Source organism: Geminocystis sp. (assembly GCF_041753295.1).
GTDB lineage: Bacteria > Cyanobacteriota > Cyanobacteriia > Cyanobacteriales > Cyanobacteriaceae > Geminocystis.
Map to the genome: position 1 here is coordinate 1 of NZ_JBGSUU010000058.1, position 10,937 is coordinate 10,937.

The window sequence follows — 10,937 nt, forward strand, 5'->3', positions numbered from 1 at the left end:
CGGTTGTTCTTATCTTATCATAATTTTCAACCGTTGTGACAAGATAGAACGTTTATTTATCTGTCGAAATTCATCCCACACTTGTTTGATTTATTTTTTGTTGAAAACAAAGTGTGGGGCTTCTTTCGACATAGAAGCTAATTTTTCACTGGTGGAACTATGTTTTTGAATAAAATCTTTAATTTTGCGGTAACTGATAACGTGCATGAATCATTACTTACTCAAAACTTCCCCATTTAAAAATTGCTGCACCCCATGTTAAACCAGCACCAAAACCAGAAATAGCAATAGTGTTACCATGGCGAATTTTTCCTTGACTAACAGCTTCATCTAAAGCGAGGGGAATAGAAGCCGCCGAAGTATTGCCATATTCGCTGAGATTAGCAATTATCTTCCATGAAGGGATACTTAATCTTTCGGCGACGGCTTCGATAATTCTTTGGTTAGCTTGATGTAAAATTAACCAGTCTATTTTATCGGTAGTTAAATCGGCTCTAAATAAGGCTTTTTCGATAACTTCAGGTACTTTACTCACTGCAAAACGATAAACTTCTCTACCGTTCATGGTTATTTTACCAAATCCGCCTTGAGTAATTTGTTTATTATGACCAATATTTTTCACTTCTCCTTTATAGGCTAGATTTAAAGCACTATTGAGCTTACCATTACTGCACATCTCGAAACCTAACAAATTATCGCCAATTTCACTAGCTTGACATACCACCGCCCCAGCCCCGTCACCAAAAAGTACGCAAGTAGTGCGATCGCTCCAATCAACCCAACGGGAAAGACAATCAGCACCGATAACAACGATATTTTCATAAACACCGTTACGGATAAACTGACTAGCAGTAATCAAGGCAAATACAAAGCCTGAACAAGCGGCGGTTAAATCAAAGGCTACGGCTTTTGTTGCACCGATAGAACCCTGTATTTGACTAGCCGAGCCAAAAAGATCATCTGGAGTAGAAGTAGCAAGAATAATCAAATCAATGTCGGTGGGGGTTAACCCAGCATTAGATATAGCTTTTTGTGCGGCTTGAGAAGCTAAATCACTAAGGGAGTTATTGGCACAGATATGACGTTTGATGATACCCGTGCGAGTTTTAATCCAATCGTCAGAAGTATCAACTATTTTACTTAAATCATGATTATCTAACACTTGTGTAGCTGTTGCTGAACCACTACTGACAATAGTAACGCCTTTTTTAATCTGCTCCAATGATTTACCCCTTCAATAAATAGGAATTATGAATTAGTAATTAGGGAAAAAAAGAATTGTTGAATATCTAATTTTCCATCGTTAACTATTCACGGTCAATTGTTCATTTTCAACGGTTAACTGTCAACTGTCAACTGCTAACTCTTTTTTAGAAAAATCTTGATTATTTTGTATCTTTTCAATAATACCATGATCTACAGCTTCTTTTGCGATACGGATGGCATTAAAAATTGAAGGTGATTGAGAACTACCATGACTTACAATACAAACACCATTAACTCCTAAAAGTAATGCACCACCATGTTCGGCATGATCGATACGTTGTTTGATACGCTTAAGATTAGGCTTAAGAATACTTGCTCCAACTTTACCTCTAACACCGAAGGGTAATTCTTCCTTCACAATTTGTAACATAATTCCGCCCACTGCTTCCGCAAATTTGAGCAATACGTTACCCACAAAACCATCACAAACGATAACGTCAAAATCCCCAGATAAAATATCTCTTCCTTCAGCGTTACCAGCAAAAGAAATTTGAGGATTATTACTTAATAACTTATAGGTTTCTTTGGCTAATTCGTTACCCTTACAAGATTCTTCTCCAATATTTACTAAACCAACCCTAGGCTCTTCTATATCTAAAACATATTTACTATAAACTGATCCCATGAGGGCAAATTGTTCTAAATATTTAGGTTTACAATCAACATTCGCTCCCACATCAAGAAGAATCACGGATTTATTTGCATACATAGTCGGGAATACCGCCCCAATAGCAGGACGATCAATGCCTTTAATTCTGCCTAATCCAAGCAATGCTGCCGCCATAGCAGCCCCTGAATGTCCTGCCGACACAACACCTTGCGCTCGGTTTTCTTTGACTAAATTCATTGCTACATTAATGGAAGCATTGGGCTTACGGCGAACGCCTACTAATGCTTCTTCTTCCATGGAGACAACACCATCGGCAGGTACAATTTCGATATTGTTGAGTGTATTACCATGTTTTTCTATTTCTGCCTGAATTGCATCAGGATTACCTACTAATAGTATATCAACTTCAAGTTCTGCTGCGGCACGGATTGCACCTGCAACAATCTCCTTAGGGGCGTTATCTCCACCCATTGCATCTACTGCTATTTTTGTGCGTGTCTCAAGCATTGCTCAAATTTATAGGGTTAAAGTCTATCAGATTATATCATACTAAAGGAATTAACAATGAACAATGCACAACTAATAAGTAACCAAAATTAATTCTATGTTTACTTTATCAAAGGGTAAAGGGCAAAGGGCAAAGGGCAAAGGGCAAAGGGCAAAGGGCAAAGGGTAAAGGGCAAAGGGCAAAGGGGTAAAGGGCAAGGGGCAAAGGGCAAAGGGTAAAGGAATAAAGAGATTAACTTAAACTTTTAACTAATTAAAGTCTGGATTAAATTCAGCTTTGATATGAAAAGGAATTTCTGTTAGTAACTTTTCAACAATATCTGAAGGGGTATCATTTTCCGTGAAAGAAATAGTTATATCTGCTTGTCGATACAAAAATTCTCGTTGTTGTTTTAAGTTTGTTAATTTAACCATTAAGTCTTGATTTTGTAATAAAGGTCGAGTATGATCATCCGTTAACCTTTTTACTAAGACTTCCACGGGGGCATCTAACCAAATTACCATACCCTCTCGCAAGTAACCCCAATTTTCTTGACGAAGAATAATACCTCCTCCTGTGGCAATTACTGTCCTAATATAAGGAGAAACTTGTTGTAAAACATTACTTTCTAAACGGCGAAAACCCTCTTCTCCTTCTAAGGCAAAAATTTCGTTAATGGTTTTTTGACTCACCGTTTCGATGATAGAGTCAGTATCTAAAAATCGATATTGCAACTTTTCGGCTAGTAACTTTCCGACAGTGGTTTTACCAGATCCCATCATACCGATTAAGTAAACATTTAATCCTCTTAAAATATTTTCCATGAACAATTAATTGATAATTCGTAATTGATAATTGTCAACTTTAAACTATCAAGTGTCAAATGTTTATAATGTAATTATTTACTTTTATCCGTGAAAATCATTGTGGGTTTGCGAAAAAAACATCATCCTATCGATTTAAACCTTGAATATCCTTGCCCTTGTCGTCGAAAAGGAAAACTTTTACCTATCATATTAACTGAAGCTATGGGTTGCGATCGCTGTCAACAAATTTTTGTATTAACAGAAAAACAGGATCACATAGAACAATTGAACCCTAGTTATCCTCATAAAAGAAGATGGTATTGGAATGGCAAAAAATGGATTATAGCGGGAAAACCTTGGCAAGAAAGCTATTTTATGGTGACAATACTGTGTTTTTTCATTTCCATAATCATCTCTGTGCCTTTATTAATAACCTTAAGTTCAGGAATAACCATAATTTCTGGTATTATTTTAGGACTAATCTTGATGTTGCTATGTTTTTCTCTATGGTTAGCCTATCGTCGTTAAAATTAACCGTATGAATCATCTTCCTTTAAAACCAATTTCTCTCATTGTCAATCAAGCTCACCAAGGCTTTGTTAAAATGAGTAATATAAAAGGCATTAAACGCTCAGAAGCCGTATTGCATATGGCTAAAAAGCTCGAAAAATCCTTTGATGATATTTTACAAGCTAATACTTTAGACTTAGAAATTAGCCGAGAAATGGCATTGCCAGATTTAATTCTTGAATGGCTTAAATTAACTCCCCAAAGATTAAAATTCACCATTGAAATATTAAAAGCGTTAGCCGAGTTACCAGATCCCTTTCAAAAAGTAATCAACTCACCTTATCAAGTAACTTACTGTCAAAATTATTCTCAGTTAATGCCTTTAGGAGTTATTGCCTTAATCTATGAAGCATTACCAGAGTTAGCAATTATCACCGCAGGATTAACTATTAAAACAGGAAATAGCTTAATTTTAAGAGGTAGTAGTGAAGCAAGTAATACTAATTCCATTATCACTCAAGCCTTACAAATTGCCTTAGAAGAAGTTGATTTTCCGCCTTATTGTATTCAGTTTTTACCTCCAGAAGAAGGTTATTCTATTGAGGATTTAGTCACTCAAGAGCAATATCTTAATCTAATTATTCCCTATGGGCGACCTAGTTTAATACATAAAGTTACTCAAACCGCTACAGCCCCAGTACTTAAATCAGCTATGGGCAATTGTCACTTATACTGGTCATTATGTCATGATTTAGATTTAGTGCGTCATGTTATTATCGATAGCTATAATACTATACCTGATCCTGTTAACGCCATCGAAAAAGTATTAATTAATAAACAACAAAAATCTAATTCTATCACCAGATTATTTAACCACTTAAAAGAAAACAATTTTACCCTTGTGGGGGATGAATCTTTGGTGACAGATTTTCCAGAATATTTAACTGTCATTAAACCTTCGGGGTGGAATCAATCTTTTCTCAATAAAACTATTGCTTTTCGTTTTGTCGATAATTTAGCTGAAGCCATTGCATGGATTAACGAACATAGTAGTGGTCATGCAGATTGCCTTGTTACAGACTCTTATCAAGAAGGGAGAATTTTTGCGATGGAAACTGATAGCGCTTTGGTTTATATCAACTCATCTCCTCGTTTTTACCGTTATTTACAGGGTAGTAATTCTGTATTTTTAGGTGTTTCTAATCAAAAAGGTCATCGTCGAGGATTAATCAGCCTTGAAACTTTTACTACCCTTAAGCAAATTGTAGTCGGTGATGGACAATCTATCTCCTAACTCCCCGTTTCCTTTTATCTCCTAACTCTTATCTCCTAATTACGGCAAAGAATAGCAGCAGTTTCTACATGGGGAGTTTGAGGAAAAAAGTCGGCAGGTTGCACAAAAGTTAATTTATAATCACCGTTTTCGCACAACATTTTTAAATCCCTTGCTAGGGTAGCTGGATGACAACTAATATAAACAATTTTTTGGGGTTTTAAGGTTAGTAAAGTTTCAATAACTTCTGGTTGACAACCTTTACGGGGAGGATCAAGAATGATAATATCTGGTTTTTCATCCATTTCTGGTAAAATTACCTCTGTTTGTCCTAAAATAAACTTAACATTTTCAATGTCATTGACTTGCGCGTTACGGTTAGCTTGTTCGATGGATAAATTATGAGACTCTATACCGATTACTTGTTTTGCTTTTTTGGCAATGGGTAGTGTAAATGTGCCTATACCACAATAAAGATCGATTACGGTTTCATTCCCTTGTAAATCTAATTGACTTAAAACTTGGTTAAATAAGGCTTCCGCTACGTTAGTATTAACTTGAAAGAAAGTTTCAGGGCGCAAGTGAAAGGTTAAACCGGCAAAAATCTCGTTAAGATAAAGTCTTCCTGCTAATAAATCCGTTTCTTTACCAAAAATGACGTTTGTGGATTTAGGGTTATGATTTAAACAAACTCCCACCAAATTAGGATAATGCTGTAACCATTTTTGGGCTTGTTTTTCTATGGCAGCGTTACTAACTTGCGCACTCACCAGAGTTAATAAAATTTCCCCAGTATTTTTGCCGATACGAAAACATAAATGACGCAATGCACCTTTTCGGGTTTCTTCGTTATAAATAGGTATTTGCAGTGTTTGTAAATCTTGTTTAATTTCTTTTAACAAAGGGTTTAAACGATCATCTTGTATGGGACACTGATTAATATTAACTATTTGATGACTACCTAGTTGATAATATCCTGCTTTAATATTACCGTTTTCTGCCACTCCCAAAGGGTAATTAACTTTGTTGCGATACCCTAAATCTTCATCACTAAAAATTGTTTCTACCCTAAAATCCTGAAAACCACCAATACGAGTTAACGTTTCTTTTACCTGAGTTTCTTTAACTTTGAGTTGATATTCATAATCAATATGTTGCCACTGACAACCTCCGCATTTATCCGCCACTATACAACGAGGGCGAATACGATATTTTGAATCCTCTTGTATTTCCTCTAATTTTCCTTCTGCGTGTTTTTTTTTGACTCTTATAATACGAGTCGTAATGCGATCGCCAGTAACGGTATTAGGCACAAAAACCACTTGTTGATTAACTTTACCAATGCCATTGCCTTCGCTACTTACATCTTCAATATCGAGAGTAACTAATTCACCCTGTTGTATCATTTATCAACCTTACTTCTATTTAGATTCACTCTCAATTATAAGGGGTTGGGGATAATTAAAAATTGATAATAAATTTACTTATTGGTATTGCCTAACCAAAATATTTTTTTTATAACTTTAAGTAATATTTAGAAAATCTCACTTCTGACTATTTTAGCCTGATCAGCTACCTCTTGATCACTTTTTTCTCGCCAATCAGTATCTTCAATTTCCTTGTAAAAATTTTCATCATAGGCACGAGTACGCACAACTACAGGCATAGGAACAGCGTGCCCTAAAACTAAGGCTTGTTGTTTAGAATCGAGTTTAGCTAAAACAGATCTTAAACCACTTGCACCAGAAACACCAGTAAAAATAGCATCAATATCTTTTTCATCATTAAGTAAGCAAGTAATTCTTGTGCCAACTTGAGACATTACCTCATTATCTATCCCTGAAGGACGTTGATCTACAATTAGTAACGTGACGAAATATTTACGCATTTCCCTTGCTATTGTACCAAAAATAGTTTGATGGACAATTTTAGAATCAAGAAAACGATGAGCTTCTTCTATAGTAATCACTAATGGACGAGGGCGATCAAGTAATTGTTGTGTTTGTAAAAATTTCTCAGCTTTTTTGACATAGGCAGTATGAATACGACGGGTAATCATATTAGTAACAAGCATATAAGATAACATATTACCTTGTGAGCCAAATTCAATTACAATGTGTTTACCGCCATCAAGTAAATTAAGAATTTCGTGAATGTAATTATGATTACAAGTAGGTTTTAAATATTTTAAATCTTCAAGACGTTTTAACTTCCGTTGTAATGCCATAATTGAGCCTTGATGCCCTTGTTTTTCATTACAAAACATTTGTATATCCTCGTTAGTCATTTCTAAAAGACGAGAAATCCAATGTTTACCGTATTCTGAGGCTAAAATATTAGCATTATCTAAACTAGCTTCGGATAAGTTTAATTCTCTACCAATTAACCGTAAATCTTCAATTTGAATTTGATCATAGCTTAAATATAATTCGTGAGCGCTCGTCACTCCTCGGCGATTAGTCGATTCGGCATCGAGGGTATAGATTTCTACCCTTTTGGGAAAAAGTTGCTTTAACCCTTTCACCATACTAAACTTTTTACCTTCACTTACTGCAGCCCAACCATACTCTGAGTGCATATCAAACATAAGATTTACAGCGGCTTCTTTGCGAATAATGCCCGAAATCAATAACCTTGTTAAAAATGATTTTCCCGTGCCTGATTTGCCAAATATACCGTTACTACGCTCTACAAAACGAGCTAAATCCATACATACTGGCACATCCATATCTAAAGGTTGTCCGATGGCAAAATTACATTTATATGGATCATTTTCTCCCCCAAAAACTGAGCGAAAATCCTCCTCTGTTGACTCATAAACTGGGCTAAAATGACTAGGAATAGTTTTCACTGGTAATAATTGTAGCTCTGTATCGATTTTATTACCATATTCTTCTTTATTTGTCAAGGATAACATCAACATTGGTGCAATTTCAATTGTGCCATAAGTATCACTTCCTGCTAGTATATCAATCCAAAAACTATCATCATAATCAGGAGGATGAGTAAAAATACGAGGATTAGAAGCGCCTAAAGACACATCCGTTAGCAAACAAAAGAATCTTGATCTAGTACCTTGTACTACTAAAAATTTCCCTACTCTCATATCTTCTACAGATATATCAGGATATAATCTTACTTCTAATCCTTCTCTTAATGATCCTTGAATAACTGATCCTAATGGTTGTATTTTATCTTGTTTCATGTTTTAGTTAAACTTTTTTAAAATTTTGATTAATTAATCAGATAACTTTAAGAATATTATTGATTATTTTATAAGTAAATACTGACAATATCAGTGGGTAAATTGTTTAATAATTGAGAATGTGCTTTGGTATAAAAGGCTTTTATTTCTGGTAAAGTAATCTTCTTTTTTTGTTGTTGTAAATATTGTAATATCTTATCATCTTCCCAGACAAATTTATCTTTAGTTACTAAAATTATTCTTTCGATAGGTGTTAATTTTTCTAGGGATTTTTCAAGATAATATTTTAAAGGCAAATATCTTAATTGAAAATCAAAATGACAATTATTAGTATCAGGAAAGATAATATTTTCTTCAGTGAAAAATTCTTGAATGAGATTGATAATTACTTGGGATAATATTTCTTCTTCTTCTATGTCATAAATGAGTAAATTATCGAAAATAAAAAACCACAATTTCTCAAGGTAAAATTCTTGATTTTCTATCCTATTTGAATAGTAAGATGAAGTTTGTGTTAAATAAAGATAACGATAAAAAAGTAGAATTAAATATCTAGCTTGAATGGGATATTTTTGCCATGATTTCCACAGTAAAATATCTTCGGTTTCTAATAAAGGTTTAATTATTTCATGATTTAATTCAGGAAAAATATCGTTATTTATAGTCATAATGAGTAATAATATCTTTATTGCTGTTAGATGACCAAATTCCTTCGGAGTAAAGCGTTCTTCTAAAATCATCATATCTCAAAGATGTGAAACAGGGTAAGCCCTATATGTTCTTACAATTGTAAGTAAAGAGATAGCAATATCAAATGATGACATAGAGGGTAAAGGAGGTTAGAAAAAGCTAATCCCCTCTACTTACCCGACTAACTTTCCTTTCTCCTTTCTCTCTACATTATGTTTTGATAATTATGGCAACTGTTACCCTCGACAACATTTCTCGGAGTTTTAATCAAGTTAAAGTTGTCTGTGATATTACTTTTCAAGTACCTGAAGGAGAGTTTTGGGTATTAGTAGGGCCTTCGGGATGCGGTAAATCAACTATACTAAGATCTATCGCTGGTTTAGAATCTATTACTGACGGTAATTTATTTTTTGATGATGTTTTAATGAATGCCATTCCGGCTAGAGAAAGAGATGTAGCAATGGTTTTTCAAAATTATGCTTTATATCCTCATTTTACGGTGGCAGAAAATCTCGGTTTTGGTTTAAAAATGCGTGGTGAAAAAAAACAAGTCATCGCTGAAAAAGTCGAGTTTGTCTCTCAAATTCTCAATATTCACCATTTATTGCATCGTAAACCTAAACAGTTGTCAGGAGGGCAACAACAAAGAGTCGCATTAGGTAGAGCTATTATTAGACAACCTAAGGTATTCTTATTAGATGAACCATTATCTAATTTAGATACTCAATTACGAGATCAAACACGCACAGAATTAAAAAAACTTCATAATCAAGTTGGTATTACTACTATATATGTAACTCATGATCAAGTAGAAGCAATGACTCTTGGCGATCGCATAGTAGTTTTAGATAAAGGAAAGATACAACAAATTGGGACACCAGCAGAAATATATAATTATCCAAGTAATAAAATGGTAGCAACATTTTTAGGTACTCCGCCCATGAATATTATTCCTGTTACCTATCATGATGGTGCATTGTGGATTAATGAGCAACAGTCTTTGTGTTTAACGGTGTCATTAATGAAGAAAATTCCTCCAAAAAATGGGCAAGGTTGGGATTTAGGTATTCGCCCAGAATTTATAACGGTAATTAATGATAATGAAGACACAGAAAATACTATTTTAACTCAAGTAGAAGTTATTGAACCTTTAGGCAAAGAAATTTTAGTAAGTGTGATTATAGTGGATTCCGAGATTAATCTTAATCTACAATTACCCATTCAATGGACAGGAAAAAGAGGCGATAAAATTAAGATAAAGTTAAATTTAGACAATAGCTATATTTTTGACCCAACTACAGGATTAATAGTTAATAATTAACTTATCAGGAGAAATCCTGTTGATTAATTATTCCCCTAAAAAAAATGACATCATCAAAATCAAATAAAAAAAGTGGTTGCGGTTGTTTTCCTTTATTAGCAGTGAGTTTATTAACCCTTGGAGGTGGTTATTTTTACGGCAAAAATTTATTAGGTAGTGAATTAACTCTTAAAAGTAGTAATAATCTTATTCCTGCTTCTGCCATGGCGACGAGTTTTGTTTCTACTGATGCACAAAAATGGTCAAAACTACAAGAATTTGGGACTATTTCTAGCCAAAAAATTATTAATGAAAATGTAGAAAATTTTGTTAATAATAACTTAGAAAATAATAACAATAAAATTGATATTCAACAAGATATTTTACCTTGGATAGGAGGGGTTTCTCTGACAATTTTACCCCCTTCTGAATCAGGAGTAGATTATGATGTAGTAGCTATTCTAGGTATTAAAAATAAACTAAAAGCTAATAACTTTTTCCAAAAACTAAAAAAAGATAATCAGCAAAAACCCATTGAAAGTAAATATCAAGATACAACTATTTATCAACTAATAAATAATAATCAAAATCTGTGGTTTACTACTTTTAATAATTATCTCGTAATTAGTGATCAAGAAGGGGTGATAAAAAAAGTGGCGTTGCTGAATTAAAGTATGATTTTTAGATAAGGTGATGCCGAAGGCACGCTACGCGCACGTATCTTTATTACTCTCTTAAATTATCACAGAGGCGTGCTGTGTACCAGAGCCGACGAGCGATCGCTCGTAAC

10 protein-coding genes are annotated in these 10,937 nt (G+C 34.1%); 4 read left to right on the forward strand and 6 right to left on the reverse strand.

Annotated features, from left to right (window positions below):
- Window positions 1–217 precede the first annotated feature (217 nt).
- From ACEW8E_RS06070 to ACEW8E_RS06080, 3 genes are all read right to left on the reverse strand, one after another.
- Window positions 218–1,222, reverse strand: coding sequence for a beta-ketoacyl-ACP synthase III (locus ACEW8E_RS06070; protein ID WP_373479442.1), 1,005 nt, complete (start codon window positions 1,220–1,222; stop codon window positions 218–220).
- A gap of 123 nt (window positions 1,223–1,345) precedes the next feature.
- On the reverse strand, window positions 1,346–2,383 hold the full coding sequence (gene plsX / locus ACEW8E_RS06075) for a phosphate acyltransferase PlsX (RefSeq protein WP_373479443.1): 1,038 nt from the start codon (window positions 2,381–2,383) through the stop codon (window positions 1,346–1,348).
- Window positions 2,384–2,632: 249 nt separating this feature from the next.
- The gene (locus tag ACEW8E_RS06080; RefSeq protein ID WP_373479444.1) at window positions 2,633–3,187 is read right to left on the reverse strand and encodes a shikimate kinase; all 555 of its coding nucleotides are present in this window, start codon (window positions 3,185–3,187) and stop codon (window positions 2,633–2,635) included.
- A 90-nt stretch (window positions 3,188–3,277) separates the two neighbouring features.
- On the opposite strand from ACEW8E_RS06080, the gene ACEW8E_RS06085 reads away from it, so the two are divergent.
- Both ACEW8E_RS06085 and ACEW8E_RS06090 read left to right on the forward strand, forming a co-directional pair.
- Entirely contained in the window at window positions 3,278–3,697 is a 420-nt protein-coding gene (locus ACEW8E_RS06085; RefSeq protein ID WP_373479445.1) for a hypothetical protein, read from the forward strand.
- 10 nt (window positions 3,698–3,707) lie between these two features.
- On the forward strand, window positions 3,708–4,973 hold the full coding sequence (locus tag ACEW8E_RS06090; protein ID WP_373479446.1) for a glutamate-5-semialdehyde dehydrogenase: 1,266 nt from the start codon (window positions 3,708–3,710) through the stop codon (window positions 4,971–4,973).
- Window positions 4,974–5,008: 35 nt separating this feature from the next.
- On the opposite strand, the gene rlmD is transcribed toward ACEW8E_RS06090, so the two are convergent.
- The 3 genes from rlmD to ACEW8E_RS06105 form a co-directional block, all read right to left on the reverse strand.
- Window positions 5,009–6,355 carry a 23S rRNA (uracil(1939)-C(5))-methyltransferase RlmD gene (gene rlmD / locus ACEW8E_RS06095; RefSeq protein ID WP_373479451.1) on the reverse strand — a complete coding sequence of 449 codons (1,347 nt, stop codon included), beginning with the start codon at window positions 6,353–6,355 and terminating at the stop codon, window positions 5,009–5,011.
- A 131-nt stretch (window positions 6,356–6,486) separates the two neighbouring features.
- Window positions 6,487–8,157 (reverse strand): helicase HerA domain-containing protein, encoded by a 1,671-nt coding sequence (locus ACEW8E_RS06100; RefSeq protein ID WP_373479447.1) that lies wholly within the window; start codon window positions 8,155–8,157, stop codon window positions 6,487–6,489.
- A gap of 68 nt (window positions 8,158–8,225) precedes the next feature.
- Entirely contained in the window at window positions 8,226–8,900 is a 675-nt protein-coding gene (locus ACEW8E_RS06105; protein ID WP_373479448.1) for a hypothetical protein, read from the reverse strand.
- A 173-nt stretch (window positions 8,901–9,073) separates the two neighbouring features.
- Between ACEW8E_RS06105 and ACEW8E_RS06110 the strand changes: the two genes are divergently transcribed.
- On the forward strand, window positions 9,074–10,168 hold the full coding sequence (locus ACEW8E_RS06110) for an ABC transporter ATP-binding protein (RefSeq protein WP_373479449.1): 1,095 nt from the start codon (window positions 9,074–9,076) through the stop codon (window positions 10,166–10,168).
- A gap of 44 nt (window positions 10,169–10,212) precedes the next feature.
- Window positions 10,213–10,818, forward strand: a complete 606-nt coding sequence (locus ACEW8E_RS06115) for a DUF3352 domain-containing protein (RefSeq protein WP_373479450.1) — start codon at window positions 10,213–10,215, stop codon at window positions 10,816–10,818.
- Window positions 10,819–10,937: the final 119 nt, after the last annotated feature.

What these genes read in the sequence shown, in the direction of transcription:
- ACEW8E_RS06080 (WP_373479444.1), bottom strand. Translation starts at nt 3,187, where the DNA reads ATGGAAAATATTTTAAGAGGATTAAATGTTTACTTAATCGGTATGATG.
- ACEW8E_RS06115 (WP_373479450.1), top strand. Translation starts at nt 10,213, where the DNA reads ATGACATCATCAAAATCAAATAAAAAAAGTGGTTGCGGTTGTTTTCCT.
- plsX (WP_373479443.1), bottom strand. Translation starts at nt 2,383, where the DNA reads ATGCTTGAGACACGCACAAAAATAGCAGTAGATGCAATGGGTGGAGAT.
- ACEW8E_RS06105 (WP_373479448.1), bottom strand. Translation starts at nt 8,900, where the DNA reads ATGATGATTTTAGAAGAACGCTTTACTCCGAAGGAATTTGGTCATCTA.
- ACEW8E_RS06110 (WP_373479449.1), top strand. Translation starts at nt 9,074, where the DNA reads ATGGCAACTGTTACCCTCGACAACATTTCTCGGAGTTTTAATCAAGTT.
- ACEW8E_RS06090 (WP_373479446.1), top strand. Translation starts at nt 3,708, where the DNA reads ATGAATCATCTTCCTTTAAAACCAATTTCTCTCATTGTCAATCAAGCT.
- ACEW8E_RS06100 (WP_373479447.1), bottom strand. Translation starts at nt 8,157, where the DNA reads ATGAAACAAGATAAAATACAACCATTAGGATCAGTTATTCAAGGATCA.